Origin of the sequence: Spirosoma endophyticum, assembly GCF_900112365.1 — a bacterium.
Classification (GTDB): Bacteria; Bacteroidota; Bacteroidia; order Cytophagales; family Spirosomataceae; genus Spirosoma; species Spirosoma endophyticum.
On record NZ_FOLQ01000024.1, the window covers coordinates 1 to 18650 of the forward strand.

At 47.5% G+C, this 18650-nt stretch carries 17 protein-coding genes and 1 rRNA gene; 10 read left to right on the forward strand and 8 right to left on the reverse strand.

Going from position 1 to position 18650, the window contains the following annotated elements; genetic code table 11:
* Window positions 1-166: 166 nt before the first annotated feature.
* The 4 genes from rrf to BM202_RS30905 all read left to right on the forward strand — a co-directional run bounded on the left by rrf (window position 167) and on the right by BM202_RS30905 (window position 3449).
* Window positions 167-277 (forward strand): 5S ribosomal RNA (gene rrf, locus BM202_RS30890).
* A gap of 193 nt (window positions 278-470) precedes the next feature.
* On the forward strand, window positions 471-953 hold the full coding sequence (locus BM202_RS30895; protein WP_093833522.1) for a (2Fe-2S)-binding protein: 483 nt from the start codon (window positions 471-473) through the stop codon (window positions 951-953).
* A 6-nt stretch (window positions 954-959) separates the two neighbouring features.
* Window positions 960-3119 carry a xanthine dehydrogenase family protein molybdopterin-binding subunit gene (locus tag BM202_RS30900; protein ID WP_093833524.1) on the forward strand — a complete coding sequence of 720 codons (2160 nt, stop codon included), beginning with the start codon at window positions 960-962 and terminating at the stop codon, window positions 3117-3119.
* A gap of 33 nt (window positions 3120-3152) precedes the next feature.
* The gene (locus BM202_RS30905) at window positions 3153-3449 is read left to right on the forward strand and encodes an antibiotic biosynthesis monooxygenase family protein (protein ID WP_093833526.1); all 297 of its coding nucleotides are present in this window, start codon (window positions 3153-3155) and stop codon (window positions 3447-3449) included.
* 84 nt (window positions 3450-3533) lie between these two features.
* On the opposite strand, the gene BM202_RS30910 is transcribed toward BM202_RS30905, so the two are convergent.
* Entirely contained in the window at window positions 3534-3908 is a 375-nt protein-coding gene (locus BM202_RS30910) for a DUF3244 domain-containing protein (RefSeq protein ID WP_245776859.1), read from the reverse strand.
* 322 nt (window positions 3909-4230) lie between these two features.
* Here BM202_RS30910 and BM202_RS30915 point away from each other — a divergent pair, with 322 nt between their 5' ends.
* Together BM202_RS30915 and BM202_RS30920 are read left to right on the forward strand one after the other, a co-directional pair.
* On the forward strand, window positions 4231-5352 hold the full coding sequence (locus BM202_RS30915) for a glycoside hydrolase family 43 protein (RefSeq protein WP_093833528.1): 1122 nt from the start codon (window positions 4231-4233) through the stop codon (window positions 5350-5352).
* A gap of 5 nt (window positions 5353-5357) precedes the next feature.
* Window positions 5358-6440: a Gfo/Idh/MocA family protein gene (locus BM202_RS30920; protein ID WP_093833530.1), complete on the forward strand. Its 1083-nt coding sequence runs from the start codon at window positions 5358-5360 to the stop codon at window positions 6438-6440.
* A 55-nt stretch (window positions 6441-6495) separates the two neighbouring features.
* Here the strand turns inward: BM202_RS30920 and BM202_RS30925 are convergent, their stop codons facing one another.
* The 4 genes from BM202_RS30925 to BM202_RS30940 form a co-directional block, all read right to left on the reverse strand.
* Window positions 6496-8154 carry a D-alanine--D-alanine ligase family protein gene (locus tag BM202_RS30925; RefSeq protein WP_093833532.1) on the reverse strand — a complete coding sequence of 553 codons (1659 nt, stop codon included), beginning with the start codon at window positions 8152-8154 and terminating at the stop codon, window positions 6496-6498.
* An 82-nt stretch (window positions 8155-8236) separates the two neighbouring features.
* On the reverse strand, window positions 8237-8563 hold the full coding sequence (locus BM202_RS30930) for a DUF5615 family PIN-like protein (RefSeq protein WP_093833534.1): 327 nt from the start codon (window positions 8561-8563) through the stop codon (window positions 8237-8239).
* Window positions 8547-8786 (reverse strand): DUF433 domain-containing protein, encoded by a 240-nt coding sequence (locus BM202_RS30935; RefSeq protein WP_093833536.1) that lies wholly within the window; start codon window positions 8784-8786, stop codon window positions 8547-8549. The genes BM202_RS30930 and BM202_RS30935 overlap by 17 nt, the downstream gene beginning before the upstream one ends.
* A 12-nt stretch (window positions 8787-8798) precedes the next feature.
* The gene (locus BM202_RS30940) at window positions 8799-9065 is read right to left on the reverse strand and encodes a NifU family protein (protein WP_093833538.1); all 267 of its coding nucleotides are present in this window, start codon (window positions 9063-9065) and stop codon (window positions 8799-8801) included.
* A 405-nt stretch (window positions 9066-9470) separates the two neighbouring features.
* Here BM202_RS30940 and BM202_RS30945 point away from each other — a divergent pair, with 405 nt between their 5' ends.
* Together BM202_RS30945 and BM202_RS30950 are read left to right on the forward strand one after the other, a co-directional pair.
* Window positions 9471-9725 (forward strand): hypothetical protein, encoded by a 255-nt coding sequence (locus tag BM202_RS30945; protein WP_093833540.1) that lies wholly within the window; start codon window positions 9471-9473, stop codon window positions 9723-9725.
* A gap of 74 nt (window positions 9726-9799) precedes the next feature.
* On the forward strand, window positions 9800-10366 hold the full coding sequence (locus BM202_RS30950) for an antibiotic biosynthesis monooxygenase (protein ID WP_093833542.1): 567 nt from the start codon (window positions 9800-9802) through the stop codon (window positions 10364-10366).
* 10 nt (window positions 10367-10376) lie between these two features.
* On the opposite strand, the gene BM202_RS30955 is transcribed toward BM202_RS30950, so the two are convergent.
* Both BM202_RS30955 and BM202_RS30960 read right to left on the reverse strand, forming a co-directional pair.
* Complete coding sequence (locus BM202_RS30955; protein WP_093833545.1) at window positions 10377-11264, reverse strand: Nif3-like dinuclear metal center hexameric protein; 888 nt, start codon at window positions 11262-11264, stop codon at window positions 10377-10379.
* Window positions 11265-11360: 96 nt separating this feature from the next.
* The gene (locus BM202_RS30960) at window positions 11361-11582 is read right to left on the reverse strand and encodes a hypothetical protein (protein WP_093833547.1); all 222 of its coding nucleotides are present in this window, start codon (window positions 11580-11582) and stop codon (window positions 11361-11363) included.
* Between the two features lie 183 nt (window positions 11583-11765).
* Here BM202_RS30960 and BM202_RS30965 point away from each other — a divergent pair, with 183 nt between their 5' ends.
* Together BM202_RS30965 and BM202_RS30970 are read left to right on the forward strand one after the other, a co-directional pair.
* A complete protein-coding gene (locus BM202_RS30965) occupies window positions 11766-14219 on the forward strand; it encodes a glycoside hydrolase family 2 TIM barrel-domain containing protein (RefSeq protein ID WP_093833549.1) in 2454 nt (817 codons plus the stop codon).
* Window positions 14220-14564: 345 nt separating this feature from the next.
* Window positions 14565-17306: a PQQ-dependent sugar dehydrogenase gene (locus tag BM202_RS30970; RefSeq protein ID WP_093833551.1), complete on the forward strand. Its 2742-nt coding sequence runs from the start codon at window positions 14565-14567 to the stop codon at window positions 17304-17306.
* 184 nt (window positions 17307-17490) lie between these two features.
* Here BM202_RS30970 and BM202_RS30975 read toward each other — a convergent pair whose 3' ends face one another.
* Complete coding sequence (locus tag BM202_RS30975; protein WP_093833553.1) at window positions 17491-18594, reverse strand: Mrp/NBP35 family ATP-binding protein; 1104 nt, start codon at window positions 18592-18594, stop codon at window positions 17491-17493.
* Between the last annotated feature and the right edge of the window lie 56 nt (window positions 18595-18650).

An 18650-nucleotide genomic window follows, 5' to 3' on the forward strand; every position in this document is an offset into this window, starting at 1 on the left:
CGGACGTGTGTTGAGTAGATAGTTTTACAGGATCGATACCTGGACGAAGATAGTAAGCACAAGGGCCGGTAAGGCTCAGGGTCTCTCTCTGTAGGAAAAAAGACAAAAGGCTTTTTGGTCCGCCCCCGGGTAGCTGGGTTGGCAGGATCAAGCAAGAGTCCATTAGGTTGGTGCTGGTAAGGCGGGTGGTCACCTCTTCCATTTCGCACAGAGCCGTTAAGCCCCGTACTGCCGATGGTACTGCTGTCACAAGCGGGAGAGTAGGAAGGTGCCACCTAGGGAAATAAGTCAAAACGCCGTGTTCTAGCTAGAACACGGCGTTTTGCGTTTAAAGCCTTGTCAAACCCTGACCGAAAGCAATTCACTGTAAAGTTGATGGCTTTCTGTGTTTTGATGGTTTTTGTGAAGTTAGAGAAGAGTAATTCTTCCTTTTTCTTACCTTAGTATTTCGAGTAAACTCTTCACAATTAATGGCTATCTTCAAACTGCAAATTAACGGTCGCCTTCTTCAGGCTGATGTAGATGCTGATACTCCCCTTTTATGGGTATTACGCGATAATTTTGGATTAGTAGGCACTAAATATGGTTGTGGCATCGCTCAATGTGGAGCTTGTACGGTTCACTTGAATGGCGAAGCTATGCGCTCATGTGTACTACCTGTATCAGCTATTGGCAAATCGAAAGTGACTACAATCGAAGGCCTGTCAGTCGATGGCACGCACCCTGTTCAACAGGCATGGGATAAAGTAGATGTACCACAATGTGGCTATTGTCAGTCCGGTCAGATAATGACAGCTGCTGCCTTGCTGAAGAAAAACCCTAAGCCAACTCAAGCTGAAATTGACAATACAATGACTGGTAACCTGTGCCGTTGCGGGACGTATCATCGCATCCGGGAAGCTGTAAAGTTAGCCTCTGAAGCCCCCACAACAAATAAAACTTCAAAAAGATAGATAGCTATGCAAACGTTAGCGAATTCAAGTCGAAGAAACTTTCTGAAAATAGCTGCAGCAACCGGGGGAGGACTCATGTTAGGCTTTAACTGGCTTGAATCTGAGGCTGCACCATCAGCAATAATCAATGCCGCTGGTACAAATGCACCGGGTCTTAATTTCAATAGTTATCTATCTATTAATCCACAGGGCATTATCACTATTTTGTCGCCGAATCCAGAAGTTGGACAAGGCATCAAAACGGCTTTTCCAATCATTGTTGCTGAAGAACTCGATGCTGACTGGACGAAAGTTGTTGTTGAACAGGCTCCGCTTGATACTAAAAAATTTGAACGACAGGTAGCTGGTGGTAGTGGCTCTATTCCACATTCCTGGCAACGTCTGCGTAAAGCTGGTGCTACAGCCAGATATATGCTGGTTGAAGCGGCTGCAAAACGTTGGAACGTGCCATCATCGGAGTGCTCGACCGATAAGGGCGTTGTCTTGCATGCTGCGAGTAATCGTAAGCTTGGCTATGGTGAACTGGCTACTGAAGCCGCTCAGATACCTGTTCCAGCTGATGCTAAACTTAAGGAGATAAAAGACTTTAAACTTATTGGAACTACGGTCAAGAACGTTGATAATCCTAAAATTATAACAGGAAAACCATTGTTCGGACTGGACTTTTATCGGGAAGGGATGCTGTTCTCAATGATTCAACGTCCCGCTTTTGGGTATAAATTGAAGTCGCTGGATGCAACGGCTGCTAAAGCTATGCCAGGTATTGTTGACGTAGTAACATTTACCAACAATGTGGCTGTTGTTGGGAAGTCAACATGGCAGGTAAAAAAGGCGAAGGATGCTTTGAAAATCGAATGGGAAAAGGCAGATACGCTCGAAAGTACATCTGACCACAATCGATTATTTAAAGAGATGTTAGATAGTGGAGAGGCAATGGTACGTCGAAAAGATGGTGATGTAGAAACTGCCTTTAAAAATGCAGCTAAGGTTGTCAAGTCTGAATATCAATGCCCCTTCCTGCCGCATAATCCACTTGAACCCATGAATTTCTTTGCCCATGTCAGGGCGGATGGCGTTGAATTAGTTGGTCCAACGCAAACTCCTGAACTTGCACGCAACGAAACGGCTAAATTGCTTGGCATCTCGCCTGATAAAGTGTCAGTACAGCTCACGCGTATGGGCGGAGGATTCGGCCGGAGACTCAAGGCAGACTACGTGATCGAAGCAGTTCAGGTATCGAAATTGGTTAATGCACCAGTAAAAGTAATCTGGTCACGTGAAGATGATATGACGGGAGGAAGTTATCGTCCCGCTGTTCGGTATCGCTTCGAGGCTGCTCTTGATGCGCAGGGTAATATGATTGGGTACAAATTGCGGGGGGCCAGTATAAATGCAGGTAACTCGACTCGGGAAGATAATTTTCCTGCTGGTGCCGTAGATAACCTACTAATTGACAGTGTAGATCATAAATCGCCAATCACAACTGGTCCCTGGCGTGCTCCAATCACTAATTTTCTTGCCTTCGCTGAACAGTCATTTATAGACGAAGTAGCACAGGCTGCTGGCAAAGATCCCGTACAGTTTCGATTGGAGTTGTTAGAAAAAGCTAAACAAAAGCCAGCTGGTGCCATAAAGTACGACATAGACCGTATGAAAGGCATTATCACGTTAGCTGCTGAAAAAGCGGGTTGGGGGAAGAAGAAAGGAGCAGATGGTAAGTTGATTGCACAAGGATTCAGTGTCTATTTCTCGCATCGATCTTACGTAGCGCAGATTGGTGAAGTGGTCGTGCAGAAAGGCAAACCAGTTCTCCAGAAAGTATACTCTGCAGCCGACTGTGGGGTTGTCGTGAACCAAAGTGGAGCCCAGCAACAAGTGAGAGGGTGCGTTGTTGACGGAATTGGCCATGCCATGTATGGTAATATTACGTTCAAAGATGGCGTTGCGGAACAGAAAAATTTCAATGAATATCGACTCATTCGGCTAAATGAAATTCCGGAAATAGAGGTGCATTTTGTCCAGAATGAAATCGAACCCACTGGCTTGGGCGAACCTTCCCTTCCACCAGCGGGTGCCGCTGTTGCCAATGCTATTTTTAAGGCTACAGGTAAACGACTACGTAGCCAGCCTTTCGTGGAGCAGGAAGAATTTAAAAGCGTGTCTTAATAACCTCCTTTTTCTCACTAAGCACTCATAAGCATGTATGCACGAGTTATTCAGTTTCCTTTAAAGGCTGAAAGTATTACGGATGCTGTGGAATATTTTCACGATTCGGTAGGGCCAGCTCTCAAAAAACTTGATGGTTTTAAAAACAGTCGAATGCTAACTAACCCGTCGACAAACCGAGGATTAATGGTAACGATCTGGGAGTCGGAGGAGAATAGGCAAGCGGCTGAATCCAGTGGTTTTCTTCAGGATGTTCTTAAACATATGAGTGGTTACTTTGCTGGCCCACCAACTGTCGATTATTATGAAGTAAGCGTACAAGTAGTTTGAAAAACGTATGGTCCTCAAACATTAACAATAGAGCCACCAACCATTCGGCTGGTGGCTTATTTACTGATGGGTGTTCTTACGGTACTACTGTACCGCAACAATACGGCTTTGCATCTGAATAGGAGCGGTCGACAAATTCAGGTATTTGTTAATGCTGCCTTTGTTCGACTTTATTTCTAACTCATACTGTCCGTCAGCTAAGTCATCGACGTTTAATTTTACTGCAAATTTGGACTCTTTTTTGCCAAGGTCTTGCTGAAAAAGTACCTGATTTTCTGCATTGCGGAGAACAATCGTGACCGGGGCTTCAGTAGATTTCTGGACGGCAATCCGAATTTTATTGCTTACTGTAACGAATGCACTGGCATCAAATGATAGCACCTTAGGCGTAGTAGGATTGATGAATGTTGACGCACTCAATAAAAGGGAGGCAGCGACTTTGCTCATTAGTGGTAACATGGTAGTATCGTGTTTAGTGGTTTTAACGTTCAGTTGTTTACTGTTCATACTACATAATTCAAAGGTTGTGCCAACTGCTTAAGCTGTTGATTAGTAATATGTTGAATGTTTTCTTATGGATTAGCAATGTCCAGTTATGGACAATCTTTGTTCACTTGCGGACAAAATAAAACAGCGATTTTATGCTAGTGCTGATCGTTCATGACACTATCTTTTGACGAATGACACCGATAGTAGGGGAGCCGCTTTGAGCGTTCAGTAAATTAGCGGTGTTACTTTCTTTCCTGTCTGTATTAAAATAAAATACATTAAACCAAAAAATATGATTAAGCATAGCAAACTCAGAAACGTCCTGTTTTTCTTAGCCGTTTCTGGCGTGTTTTTGCAGGCATGCCAAAGTAATAAAGCAAAACAGGAACAATCTGAAACGGGCGCTAGTGATTCGACAAGTAGCCAAGAGTCGCTCTCAAAACCGCTGGTTAGCCACATTTATACCGCAGACCCGTCAGCTCATGTTTTTAATGGTAAAATCTACATTTACCCATCCCACGATATTGATGCCGGTATAAAAGAAGATGACGAGGGTGCTCACTTTGCCATGCGGGATTATCATATCCTATCCATGGATAGCATCAATGGTAAGGTTACCGATCATGGCGTGGGACTGGATATTAAGGATATCCCCTGGGCTGGCCGGCAATTATGGGCACCCGATGCAGCTTATAAAAATGGTACGTATTATCTCTACTTCCCCGTTAAAGATAAAAAGGATGTATTCCGAATGGGCGTAGCCACGAGCAAATCGCCGAGTGGTCCATTCAAGGCAGAACCTACCCCAATTGAAGGTAGTTATAGTATTGACCCGGCTGTGTTTACGGATACAGATGGAAAAACCTATATGTATTTTGGTGGAATCTGGGGAGGACAGTTACAGCGCTGGAGTTCGGGTAAATACGATGCCAATGGGTCTAAAACGGATTTAGGTAAAGACAAAGAGCCCGCCTTATCGGCCAAGGTGGCTCGTTTGAGCAATGATATGCTGCACTTCGATGAGGTAGCTAAAGATGTGAAAATCATTGATAAAGAGGGCAAGCCATTATTGACCAGCGATCATGATCGACGTTTTTTTGAAGGTAGCTGGATGCACAAGTTTAATGGTAAATACTATTTCTCCTACTCGACTGGTGATACGCACTTTCTAGCCTACGCCATTGGTGATTCGCCGTACGGCCCCTTCACGTACCAGGGCAATATGATGACCCCCGTAAAAGGCTGGACAACTCACCATTCAATCGTTGAATTCAAAGGTAAATGGTACATTTTTTACCATGATACAGAGCTATCCGGCAAAACTCATTTGCGTAATGTTAAGGTGACGGAGTTAACCCATAATGCCGATGGTACAATCGCACTAATTAATCCATATCCAACTAAAAAGCTTTAAAAGAAATGTCATTAGTCGCTCAACCCCTGCGGGTTCTTGTTGTTGGCTGCGGTAATATGGGTGCCTCGCACGCTATTGCATACAAAACTCTCGATGGGTTCGAAATCTGCGGAATTGTATCAACCGGCAATAGCAAGGTCGTTTTAAATGAACGGCTTGGCGGTGGATACGCCTTATTTTCAGACTACGAAACCGCCTTGAAAGAAACACAGCCCGATGCTGTTTGCATTTCTACGTATCCCGATACGCACGAAAGCTTTGCCATCATGGCGCTTGAACAAGGTTGTCACGTATTCATCGAAAAACCAATTGCTGACACGGTCGAAGGTGCCAAGCGTGTCATGGCTGCCGCAGAAAAAGCAGGAAAAAAATTAGTAGTGGGCTATATTTTGCGGCATCATCCTTCCTGGGAAAAGTTCGTTGAGATAGCACATGAACTAGGTAAGCCCCTGGTAATGAGGATGAATCTCAATCAGCAAAGTCACGGTACGATGTGGACAGTTCACCGAAATCTGATGAAAAGTCTTAGCCCAATCGTAGATTGTGGTGTGCATTACATTGACGTAATGTGCCAGATGACGCGCTCGAAACCTTTGCAGGTTAATGCAATCGGGGCTCGATTGACGAACGATATACCGGCTGGTAATTACAACTATGGACAGTTGCAGATTCGATTTGAAGATGGTTCAGTGGGTTGGTATGAAGCTGGCTGGGGACCAATGATGAGCGAAACGGCCTTTTTTGTGAAAGACGTCATTGGTCCAGAGGGTTGTGTATCAATTGTCGCTAAAAATGCTGGGGCTTCTGGAAAGTCAGATAACGTAGATTCGCATACGAAAACCGAATCACTACGTGTACACAAAGCCGCTTTGGACGAAAATGACCAGTTTGTTACCTCCGACACCTGGATTGATATGCAGGACGAACCGGATCATCAGGAACTCTGTAACCGTGAACAACGCTATTTCTTGCATGCCATCCAAGACAATGTTGACTTAACCGACCACATGCAGGATGCTGTGAATAGCCTGCAAATTGCCTTCGCCTGCGATGAGTCTGTCCGAACAGGGCAACCCGTGCTACTATAAGTAGAACTCTGTCACTAAAAAAGGGCCACACAGTGAAGTGTGGCCCTTTTTTAGTTTATACGTATCGTTCTGTAATGTGTCGGGCATGTTCAGCCGTTTCGACCAATAATGGATGGCGAGGTTGACTCAAGGCTGTTTCCAATTCGGCGATTGTGTCTTTAAAGAGCAGATTAACCGGAATTTCGTAGGCTTCCTGTTTACTTTTTATGTACATCAACGATGGCCGAACCGTTCCTGAAGCAGCCAGCTCGTTATACTTCTGTTTGGCAGCTGCAAATCCTTCGTCACTGTCGCCAAACGAGACAACGCGCTCTGGTAAAGGACTCATTTTTCGATTTGCAAGCTGGGCATCGAGATCGGCAAGCAGGTGTTTGAGGTGAAACGTGTCCTTGCCAGTACGGATGCGTTCACGTAGCGATTGGCGGATCAGATACGTTAGTGAATTCGCCAGATTCAACCCGATTTCGGCCATTTGCTTAAAGATCAATGACGAAGGTGACATGCCCGGAATCGTGTTTGGATCATGAAGCAATACGTCGCCAGCAGGCGTCAGGAAACCATCAATCCGCGAATAAACATTGATTCCCAGGCGGGTAAATACGTGCGCAACGGCTAGCTGAATCTTACGGTTGTTCTCTAAGCTTGTCTCAACGGGAATGCGTTTCTTGGTCGTATTAAGCTTATATTTTGACTCAAAATCGAAACTCGTTACGTTATAAATCTCGGTTGGGGGCAACGCAATAGCAATCTGATCGTCGTCCTGAATCACTCCGCACGAAAATTCCTGTCCACGGATAAATTCTTCAAAAAGTACTTCATCTTCGGCATTTAGCGAGGCAAGCGTAATGGCACCAACCGATTGATCCCTGGTCAAGGCATCCAGCTTGTCAATAAACTCCTTAGGATGTTTTATTACGTCGCCGGTTTGCTCAATAACCACTGGAAAACTTATTCCAGCATCCAGACTGACCATGTTTTGCGCTAGTTCGCGTTTATCGTCAGCTGAAAGATCCGCCCATTCACTCAATTTACTCCAGCCGTCGGGTTGTATACTCATCGTAAAGAAACACTGCTGCACCGACCGGCAGAATTGAGTAAGATCAGCTTCGCGCACGATGGCTACGCCAATTGACGATCCCTGATGCGGAGCTTTCACAACAATTGGTAAACCCAGATGCTCAATCAGCGATTGGAAAAATTGTGCTTTATCCGCCTGTTCGTAGGCATCTCGGTTGATCGTCGCTGTTTTCTTTTGTTGCCCGTTGGCTAACGCAATGAGTTCGTTTTGCAGGATTTTATTAATTCCTACTGCCGACCCGACCAATCCAGGGCCGGTATACGGCATCTTATGCCATTCCAATAAACCCTGAATCGCCCCATCTTCACAATCAGGGCCATGCATGGCCAGGAAGGCTAAATCGAAATGATCGCGGAACTGTTCTGGTCTTAGTTCGGGCAATAGTGGATCGAGTACATCAGCACTAAGTGACTCGTCATACACAGAAAATCCAGAGTCGTCCTGTGGCAGGGCTTCGCGCAACGAAGCTGATTGAAGAAAGTCTGACGTAGCGAGTCGGAATCGTCCGCGTCCATCGACAAATATCAGAATGGGCTCGAATAAGCCTTTATCTAAATTAGCTAAAGCCGTGCGACCACCCGCAAATGACACCTCGCGCTCCCGCGCTGGACCACCGAAGAAAATGCCTATTTTCACTGAATTGAGAAATAATTACGAGTGCAAAGAAACAAAAAAACGCCTGATTCGGCGTTCTAATGGCAAAAACTGTGAATTGGCGTTAATCTGGCAAAATTACAGTAACACCTTGCGAAAGTTCAGAGTCTAAAACAGCTTTAATCTTGCTAACAAGTGGTAGTAAGTATTCGTAGTCACTACGCTTTACCTTCAGCACCAGAACCGGAATTGGGTATTTATTAAAATTATGCTGATGATCAAAACCTTTGTCTAATGTAACCAGCAGTTCAAATTCATAGTCAATCATTAACTTCATCAACTCACCGTTTCGCTTTCCAGACCATCCCATATCGCGTACAGTTGTGACCTCATGATCGGGAAAGCGAAATTTCAGTTTGTTATGAAGATTCTCATCAAGCAAAATTTTCATTCAACTCAAGGAGTTTACCTGCTGAAACGCTTTGACTCATCAAATGAATAAAGGCAACTGCTTGATTTTTTGATACTGAAGGATAACCCGCCAAAAACTCATCAATAGTTGCATTATTTTCGAGGTGGTCTAGTAAATGTTGAATGGGCACCCGTGTTCCACGAAAAACGGGCGTGCCCTCCATCAACTCCGGATCAACATTGATTAATTCATTAGCTGTCATAGCCAGAATTGTTTAAAATGCGGGGGTAAGATTCACCGCTTCCACTTTCAATATTTCGGGAACAGCTTTGAGGATGGCTTCTTCCAGCCCGCCCTTGAACGTCATGGCCGACATGGGGCATGAGCCACAGGAACCGATCAGCTCAAGCCGCACAGTTTTGTCATCCGTCACTTCCAGCACTTTAACGTTTCCGCCATCGGCTGCCAGGTATGGGCGCATACTGTCAAGTGCCCGCTCTATTTTAGAAATTAACTGGTCGTTATTAACTACCGTTTCCATTAGATGATTCATTTACGGCAAATGCGTTGATTTACCCGTAATTTATTGAAGATTAATGACTTGCGGAAATGATGTTCAAACATTGCTGAAACAAACATCTGACTATCTGCATTATTAACGCAATTTATACAAAAAACAATCCCCTAAATGCTATTGAGCTTGCGGGTCTGCTACTTTCGTCTCTCAATTAAATTGGTGGGGTTTGCATTTACGGCCATCCTCTAATGGAATATGTCTCAACGGCCACAACGCATAAAAGTCTATGCTGTAAGGCGCGGTAATTTTCTAGTACCGAATGGGTTTCGTTTTTGTTAGCTTGGCTGTACGTTGTCTAAGACAAGCCTTTATTAAATTCCTATGCAAAATTCAACTTCAAAGCGGCAATGGGGCAGCCTACAAGTACCTATGACTGATTTCCAAGATAGCATTGACCGAGTTCGTCGGGCTGAGCGTCCTGGTCAAGCCGCTCCCCTACTGTCGCGTTTGGCTTTGATTCACCAAGTGGCTAAAGCCTATGTGGCTGAAAATCTGGCTAAATTAGCCGCTAGTCCACTCGACATTGAGATTGAAGAAATCACCGATCCACCCATGTACGATCTGGACGTAGCAGAGGGCGCAGTGACGATTCAGTTCAGTTATGACGTAGCTGAACAGGCATAAACTTATGGGATTCTTGCGCCGTTGCGATATTTTTAAGCGTTAAATCAACCCCTGTCCAAAACTGAACACCTGCTATGTCAGCCAGTATTCCCATCGATCTCGACAGTGCTGTGACAACAATCATTATCCAGCGCCCCTTTAAACATCAGATTCCTGCCTATGAGAACTGGTTAAAGGAGATGGTTCCTCTGGCTCAGGAAGCTGACGGGCATCGGGGCGTGAATGTAATCAGGCCACATGGGCAGAACGAAGAGTATACTATTGTGCTTCATTTCGCATCTGAAGCTTCGCTACGCCATTGGCTGGATTCCGATACGCGTAAACAGATGATCGAGAAAGTGCGTCCGTTGCTCAACACGGACGAAAAGATAGACATCAAGACGGGTCTTGAATTCTGGTTTACGCCACCGGAAACCAAGAAGAATGCTCCTGCTTACAAACAATTTCTGATAACGTTGTCTGCTATATTTCCGCTATCCGTTCTGATCTCCTGGTTCCTTGCCCCCATTTTCTCTGCCTTACCTTTCTTATCTCTCCCATTAGTAAAGCCATTTCTGACTAGCCTGCTGATCGTCGGACTAATGACGTTTGTTATTATGCCACGGTATGTTCGGCTTGTTGCCAACTGGCTCTACCACTAGAATTTAGGGTTTATCTGACCGGTTGATCGGGACGCCAGTAGGGCTCAGGCGCTGCGAGGAAGTCAACAGGGACTTCGGAAATGAATCCTTTCAGCCATTCCGCACAATATTTCATGCCAGCCTGCTCAGAGACCAGATGACCCATAATGATTAAGGCCTTTTTCTGGCCGGACGTAATAGCATCCTGTACGTACTCCACAAGTTCCCATTCATGGGTCTCGCCAACCACCAGCACATCCGCCTGAGCCAGATACGGAATACCCGGCATCAGGCTAACATTTCCCCAACTGGCCATTACACGCTTTATGGGCAAATTAGGATCGCCAATCACACGCATGGTTCGTATCCCTAATTTAGTGGCCATCCCCTGGGCGAAACGCGCCAGTGATGTTTCCGGGAAAGTAAACAGCCGGGGGTTCTGGGAGTCGTTGTTCTTTACCCATCCCAGTTCCCGAATCATCCCCGTCGCAATACCATCGGGATGGCGCCCGTGCCAGTGATCATGGAAATGGAAGACCGCCAAACCATGTTCCTGGATAAAATCACGCTTGAGCTGATATAGTGAATCCTGGCCGATGGGCTCGATGCGATCCTGATGGGAATAAAAAGTTGGCTCATGAGTGATGACCATATTGAGACCTTTAGCGGCTGCCCGCTGAAGCACATCCAACGTAGCCATCATCGTCGAAGCGATTCCTTTGACGGGCATATCCTGCGTACCGGCAATCAGGTTGTCGACGGTCTGTTCTCGCCAGGGAATAGCTACGTTGGTTTTTATCCGATCAATGACTTGACCGACCGTAAGAGTTTGTCGGCTGGCGGGTCGGATGAAGCTGACAGCCGATAGACCGAGGGAGGCCATCAGAAAGGTGCGACGGGATGCTTTGTCGGGATTCATAGGTAAAGAAGCTAGCTATCCAGAAAGAATTCGTGTCGCCAGGTTTACCCATTTGATACCAACGAGTTGCTGTTTATCAAGCCAATGCCTGACCCACTAGAATTGATCACTTTGGCCAGTGTCCAATGGGGGGAGGGGCTTGACTTTTTTAGCCAGTTTGATTTGAATGGCTTTCCAGGCCTGAGCCTTAAGTTGCCGATGCAACTCGGGGTAAATGGGTACAAAGCCCTGCAGCGAGTGAGTGGCATCATCGGTCTTCATCTGCCAATACGCTCTGTCTGTGGTATCAGGGATGGTCGTGTAAATGGGTTGGCTCATGCCTACATAACATTGTAACTTCAGTAGTGTTTACTAAACCCGTTTGACACAGCGCGCGTACTTACAGGATTAGTTGGAAATGGACAAAACAGCCTAAACTACGCCTATGCTTTTAAGCTTTAACTTGGTTTTTGCAACTTGCAGCGTGAATGACCGGGAGGCAACGTGCATCAATTAGCGCCTATGAAAGAATTATTTTTAGCATGCTGCCTGCTCGTTACTACGTATGCAGTTGGGCAACAGAAATTAACCCGAACCCGGCTTTTTGATTCGGACTGGCTATTTTTGAAAGACAGCACCGTTCGGGCTGAGCAGCCTGCCTACAACGATGCCAACTGGCGAAAGCTGGATCTGCCCCACGATTGGAGTATCGAAGATTTGCCGAACCAGGCTCCCGATCAGGTTGCCGGACCATTTTCGCGAGCGAGTGTAGGTGGCACGTCTACGGGATTCACCGTCGGGGGGACGGGCTGGTATCGCAAGTCGTTTACATTCAGTTCATTGGAGAAGGGGAAGACGGTTCTGATTCATTTCGATGGCGCTTATACAGAAACCGATGTGTGGTTGAATGGTCACCATTTGGGCTATCATCCGTACGGCTATACGCCTTTTAGCTATGAGCTTACACCCTATTTGTCGTCACCGGGACAAACGAATGTACTGGCTGTTCGCGTGAAAAATCTGGGCCAGAATAGTCGATGGTATACCGGGTCGGGCATCTATCGGCACGTCTGGTTGACTGTCGTTAAACCTGTGCATATCGCTCCATTGGGCGTATCAATCACTACGCCCCAGATTACCGGAAAATCGGCTCAAGTGCAGCTTACGACGACGATTGACAATGCGAGTGGGAAGAAAATGCCTGTTTCCGTGCATACTACGTTGATTGCGCCAGATGGTAAATTAATAAGTATTACGTACCGGCAAACCATAACCGCATCGGCCAACGGCAAAACGGAACGCAAACAGTTGGTGACAGTAACGAATCCGCAACTGTGGGCGCCCGAAACACCCCACTTGTATACAGCGAACGTAGTGATTATGTCGGGTAGAAAACGGCTGGATAGCGTAACCACTACGTTCGGCATCCGGTCGATTGAGTTCAGTGCTACCCGGGGTTTTGTGCTCAACGGGAAACGCGTACTATTGAAAGGCGGCTGCATTCATCACGACAACGGCCCCCTGGGTGCCGCAGCCATCGACCGGGCCGAAGAGCGAAAAGTAGAGCTATTGAAAGCCAACGGATTCAATGCCATTCGTACCAGTCATAATCCGCCTTCCACGGCTTTGCTGGATGCCTGCGATCGGTTAGGTATGCTGGTTATCGACGAAGCATTCGATATGTGGCAGCGGCCCAAAAAACCGCAGGATTACCACCGTTTTTTCGATGAATGGTGGCAACGCGATTTGACCGCTATAATCCAGCGCGACCGGAATCATCCGTCCGTTATTTTTTGGAGCATTGGTAATGAAATCAACGAGCGGGCCGATCTATCAGGACTGGAAATCACGAAGAAACTGGTTGCCGAAACTCATCGGCTCGATCCAACGCGCCCGGTTACCGAAGCCTTATGCACATTTTGGGAACATCCCGGCAACGTCTGGGAAGATTCGGACAAGGCTTTCGCATTGCTGGACGTGGGCGGCTATAATTACGAGTGGAAGCACAACGAATCAGATCATCGACGTCATCCAGAACGGATTATACTAGGTACAGAAACGTTTGCCAGGGAAGCGTTTGAAAACTGGCAGCAAGTCGAAAAACACCCCTACGTCATCGGTGATTTTGTCTGGACCGCTATGGATTACATGGGCGAAACAGCCATCGGCCACACGATTATTCAGCCGAAAGCTGATAAAGACAGTACAAGAGCGGTGTTGCCGTGGCCCTGGTTCAATGCCTGGTGTGGTGATCTGGACCTGATTGGGTTTAAAAAGCCACAATCTTATTACCGCGATGTTGTCTGGCGAAACCGTCCCCTTGCCCTGGCCGTTCATAGTCCCATTCCCGACGGCATGAAAGAAACCGTTACCAACTGGGGCTGGCCCGACGAGCAACAAAGCTGGAACTGGTCCGGCCTGGATGGGCCGGGAGCCGAAGGAAAACCGCTTCAGGTACGTATCTTCTCGCGTAGTCCGTTGGTCCGTCTTGAGTTAAATGGCAAACTTGTTGGTGAGCAACGTTTGTCTGATACGACTATCACAGCCACATTTGTAGTTCCGTACCAGCCCGGCATTCTAAAAGCAACAAGTTTTGAAAACGGCAAACTGACGGGCACGGTTGAGCTACGTACTGCTGGCAAGCCACACCATCTCAGGTTAACCGCCGACCGGTCAATCATCCGTGCTGATCGTAACGACCTGTCTTACGTGGCCGTTGAGGTTTTAGATGACCAGGATAATGTGATTCCTACGGCCGATTTTCCTGTTACGCTTCAACTGTCGGGTGTGGGCGAGTTAGCGGGCGTTGGCAACGCGAATCCTACCGACATGAGTAGCTTTCAACAACCCCAAAAAACGACATTCCGGGGACGGTGTTTAGCCATTGTTCGTCCCAAAGGAGCGGCAGGAAGCATTACGTTAACAGCCAGTTCTTCCGATTTACAACCGGGAAAATTGATCCTTACAGTCCATTAATTAATCCACAAATCGGGCAAACTTAATTTTTGCCTCTGTACGCTGCCGCCGTCGTACTGGCTAAATCACCCAACATTAATTTTCTGGTTTGTTTATCCTAAAATTCACATACTAACGTAACGCTTCCTAAAAGAACAAACCGGGTTGATCCGGGTTAACTACGTTGATACTGTGTTAATTTATAGGAAATTGACTCTGTGAAGTGGTAACTTGCTATGACGCACATTCAACGTAGTGGGGAAGTCCGTCAGTACCGTGCCGACACGAACTCCGAACGATCCGTTCAACTTATAGCCTCAACTTCTTTCTGTCCTAGTAATTCCCCTAAACCAGCCAATCTCAATTATGAATTACTTCTCTCTAGTTTATTCGCCCGGTAAAGTAACCCTTCTGCTCATATGGCTCTGTCTACTCCACTACCAACTGGCTGTTGCACAAACGTTCCCGAGCAATTTTGCTGGTGTACAGATCGCTACTGGCCTTGATCCGGTCGGTATGGATGTGGCACCGGATGGCCGCGTTTTCCTGGCCGAGAAAAATGGGAAAGTACGGATCGTTAAGAATAATACGTTGCTAGCCACACCTTTTGTCACCATTCCCAACGTCGATAACTTTAACGAGCGAGGGTTATTGAAGGTATTGTTAGATCCTAATTTCAACACTAACGGTTTTCTGTACGTCTACTACACTTATAAAGCAGCAGGGAGTTCGGTGAGTAACAACCGGGTAAGCCGTTTTACAGCCAGTGGCGATGTCGCCGTCGCCGGGAGCGAGCGGGTGTTAATCGATATCGATCCGTTAGGCTCGGTGGGCTACCACAACGGCGGGGGCTTGGCCGTCAAAGACGGTAAGCTGTTTATTTCGGTGGGCGAGAACACCGTGGCTTCGAACGCGCAATCCCTGACGACGTTGAAAGGGAAAATCCTGCGCATCAATTTGGATGGTAGTATTCCAACCGATAATCCTTTCTACACAACCGCTACGGGTGTCAACCGCGCCATATGGGCGCTGGGATTGCGTAACCCATTCCGGTTAGCTGCGCAGCCCGGTACTGGCAAACTGTTTGTTAACGACGTAGGCAACAGCAGTTGGGAAGAGATCAACGAAGGCGGGGCCGGAAAAAATTACGGGTGGCCGGGGATTGAAGGCGTTCGAACTAATCAAAGCCCACCGACTAATTATCAGGACCCTTTTTATGCCTACGACCACGGGCAGGGATGCTCCATCACAGCCGGTGCATTTTATAATCCGACTACGGCTAAATTCCCGGCGGCTTATGTTGGCAAGTATTTCTTTGGCGATTACTGTAATGGCTGGATTAAGACGATCGATCCAGCCACAAAAGCAGTCACCAATTTTGCTTCGGGCATCAATCGGCCGCTGGATGTGGCCGTCGCCAACGATGGAACGCTTTATTTTATCGCCCGAGGTGGTATCGCTGGCGGTTCTGATGAGGCTAATACATCGAGTACCAATGGCGTTTTATGGCGTGTAGATTATACCGGAAATGGCGTACCGGTCATCGCTGTGCAGCCAACCAGTAAAACAGTATCGGTTGGGCAATCCGTTACGTTTACTACAGTTGCCTCCGGCAATCCGACGCCCACGTATCAATGGCAGCGAAACGGCGTTTCTATTTCGGGGGCAACTTCAGTGAGCTATACAGTGGCTAGTCCTGTACTAGCGGATAATGGGGCTACGTTCAGGGTAGTTGTTAGTAATGCGGCTGGCAGCGCCACTAGTAACGAAGTGACCCTGACAGTCATCACGAACCAGTTACCTGTCGCTACGATTAGCACGCCTGCAACAGGTACGAAGTATGCGGCTGGAGATGTCATTTCGTTTTCCGGTACGGGTACCGATGGAGAAGACGGCAATTTGCCCGCCAGCGCCTTTACCTGGAAAATTGATCTGTATCATTTTGATTCTCCGGCTCACGCACACCCCGCCATGGAGCCCGTCAGTGGCATTAGGTCGGGTAGTTTCACCATTCCCACCGAGATGGAAACGTCGGCCAACGTACTGTTTCGACTATTTCTAACGGTCAAGGATTCCAGGGGGGCTACCACCACGGTGTCCAGAGATGTGGTTCCCATCACCTCGACCATTACGTTAACGACCAATCCTGCCGGGTTAGCACTCAAACTGGATGGGAGTGCCGTGACAGGGCCTTATTCATTCAGTGGCGTCAGCCGTATTGTCAGGAGCTTGGAAGCTGTAACACCCCAAACCGTAGGGGGTGTTACCTATACTTTTTCTTCCTGGTCAAACGGTGGAACTCGCCTTCAGAACCTGTCTACGCCGGGTGTCAACACTACGCTAACCGCAAATTTTGTTCCGTCAACGGGCGGCAGCACCGGCATTGTGGCGGGTGGCGTTTATGAACTTGAACCCCAAAGTGCCCTGGGTAAACGACTGGACGTTCGGGCGCTGAGTACAGCCGACCAGGCGATTGTCGAGTTATATCAAAGCAATGGCGGACCCAATCAGCGGTGGAAGTTTATCGCCAGGGGCAACGGGCTCTATGAACTCGAACCGCAGCATGCCCCAGGCAAGCGCCTGGATGTAGCGGGCCGAAGTGCTGGCGATAACATAAAAGTACAAACCTATACCAGTAATGGAGGGAGCAATCAGGTGTGGAAATTGATTGATCTGGGCGGGAATATTTATGGGTTAGAACCTCAGTGCGCGCCTGGCAACCGGTTGGATATCGGTTTGGTGGATGGTGTCAGCAGGGCTGTGAGTAAAATTGCTACGGGGAGTACGAGTCAGCGCTGGAAACTGATAGCCATCTCGGCTAGCCGCCTGGGAGCCGATCCCGGTATCGAGTCGGATGCCTTATTCGCAGCAACACCTAATCCATTCACGACCGAGACGACGATCACCTTTAACCGACCCGTCAACAGCCAGCAGGTGATTGTTCAGATTCATAGCGTACAGGGTCAGTTAATACGTCTGATCGATGTATCAACTAACACGGAAGGGCGCATCCAGGTAAATCGAAAGGGCATGGCTGCTGGCGTCTACGTCTATAGCTTACTGGTTGATGGCGTTGTGGTTGTTAGCAAGCGGTTAGTCGTCAATTAAAAAGGGCAGAAGAGGTTTTCAACTGGTTTTTCACCGCTAGAGCAAACAAGTGTCCCATCGCCGGAATGATAAATAATGTAGTTGGGACAGAGAGTAAATTAACTCTAAAACAGATGCTGGTTAACGTAGCGAAAAGTTATTTTTTGCTACGTTAACCAGCATCTGTTTTGTACCTCTAGGTTGTTTAGGCAACCACAACGCGTTCCGTGCGGTCAACTGTGGCGTTACGAATGGCCACTTGCTGGGCAAGCGCCTGTGCTGCTCCTTCAAAAGCCTCACTGGCCACTGGTTCGCCGATACTGATGGCCGGACGGCCCTCGTCACCCGCTTCGCGAATACTCTGCACAAGCGGAATCTGGGCCAACAGCGGTACGTCGAACTGATCGGCTAACCGTTGACCACCGCCTTTGCCAAAAATATAATATTTGTGGTCAGGGAGTTCGGCAGGGGTGAAGTATGACATATTTTCAATAACGCCCAATACCGGTACGTTGATCTGTGGTTGACGGAACATCGCCAACCCTTTTGTAGCATCGGCCAGCGCAACTTTCTGAGGAGTTGTAACAATGATCGCGCCCGTAACCGGTACGGTTTGCACCAGCGTCAGGTGTATATCGCCCGTACCCGGTGGCAAATCGATCAGCAAGTAATCTAATTCGCCCCAGTCGGCATCGGAAAAGAATTGTTGCAGCGCCCGGCCGGCCATGGTACCACGCCAGATGATAGCCTGGCCTGGCGCCACCAATAAACCCATTGACAGCATTTTGATGCCAAACTGCTGAATGGGTTCCATTCGGGTCTGTCCATCCACCTGAAAGATTCGCGGCTGGATATTTTCAGCTCCGAACATGGTTGGCATGGATGGGCCATAAATATCAGCATCAATAATGCCAACCTTTGCCCCTGATTTGTGGAGGGCGATGGCCAGATTGGCTGTTACGGTAGATTTACCAACACCCCCCTTGCCCGACGAAACAGCAATAATATTTTTTACGCCCGGTAAGGTCGGAGCATTTGCACGAGTCGACGTTACGTCCGATGTCATGTCAATCGTAACCTGAATATCAGCGCCAATAGCCGTATGAATAGCGTCTTCGCATCGCTTGCGAATCACTTCTTTGAGTGGACAGGCGGGCGTTGTCAGGACAACTGTAAACCGAACCGAACCGATGCCCAACGTCACATCCTTCACCATGTTAAGCGAAACGATATCACGTTTTAAATCAGGTTCTTCAACGGTGCTTAATGCCCGTAAAACAGCTTCTTTATTCAATCGGTAATCAGACATCGGGTAATTTGTATTGGCTAATCTGGAATGAAAATGCACCTTAAACGTACAAGTCT

What these genes read in the sequence shown, in the direction of transcription:
- BM202_RS30960 (WP_093833547.1), bottom strand. Translation starts at nt 11,582, where the DNA reads ATGAGCCAACCCATTTACACGACCATCCCTGATACCACAGACAGAGCG.
- BM202_RS30900 (WP_093833524.1), top strand. Translation starts at nt 960, where the DNA reads ATGCAAACGTTAGCGAATTCAAGTCGAAGAAACTTTCTGAAAATAGCT.
- BM202_RS30975 (WP_093833553.1), bottom strand. Translation starts at nt 18,594, where the DNA reads ATGTCTGATTACCGATTGAATAAAGAAGCTGTTTTACGGGCATTAAGC.
- BM202_RS30955 (WP_093833545.1), bottom strand. Translation starts at nt 11,264, where the DNA reads ATGAATCCCGACAAAGCATCCCGTCGCACCTTTCTGATGGCCTCCCTC.
- BM202_RS30910 (WP_245776859.1), bottom strand. Translation starts at nt 3,908, where the DNA reads ATGTTACCACTAATGAGCAAAGTCGCTGCCTCCCTTTTATTGAGTGCG.
- BM202_RS30950 (WP_093833542.1), top strand. Translation starts at nt 9,800, where the DNA reads ATGTCAGCCAGTATTCCCATCGATCTCGACAGTGCTGTGACAACAATC.
- BM202_RS30935 (WP_093833536.1), bottom strand. Translation starts at nt 8,786, where the DNA reads ATGACAGCTAATGAATTAATCAATGTTGATCCGGAGTTGATGGAGGGC.
- BM202_RS30940 (WP_093833538.1), bottom strand. Translation starts at nt 9,065, where the DNA reads ATGGAAACGGTAGTTAATAACGACCAGTTAATTTCTAAAATAGAGCGG.
- BM202_RS30965 (WP_093833549.1), top strand. Translation starts at nt 11,766, where the DNA reads ATGAAAGAATTATTTTTAGCATGCTGCCTGCTCGTTACTACGTATGCA.
- BM202_RS30970 (WP_093833551.1), top strand. Translation starts at nt 14,565, where the DNA reads ATGAATTACTTCTCTCTAGTTTATTCGCCCGGTAAAGTAACCCTTCTG.
- BM202_RS30920 (WP_093833530.1), top strand. Translation starts at nt 5,358, where the DNA reads ATGTCATTAGTCGCTCAACCCCTGCGGGTTCTTGTTGTTGGCTGCGGT.
- BM202_RS30905 (WP_093833526.1), top strand. Translation starts at nt 3,153, where the DNA reads ATGTATGCACGAGTTATTCAGTTTCCTTTAAAGGCTGAAAGTATTACG.
- BM202_RS30895 (WP_093833522.1), top strand. Translation starts at nt 471, where the DNA reads ATGGCTATCTTCAAACTGCAAATTAACGGTCGCCTTCTTCAGGCTGAT.
- BM202_RS30915 (WP_093833528.1), top strand. Translation starts at nt 4,231, where the DNA reads ATGATTAAGCATAGCAAACTCAGAAACGTCCTGTTTTTCTTAGCCGTT.
- BM202_RS30930 (WP_093833534.1), bottom strand. Translation starts at nt 8,563, where the DNA reads ATGAAAATTTTGCTTGATGAGAATCTTCATAACAAACTGAAATTTCGC.
- BM202_RS30945 (WP_093833540.1), top strand. Translation starts at nt 9,471, where the DNA reads ATGACTGATTTCCAAGATAGCATTGACCGAGTTCGTCGGGCTGAGCGT.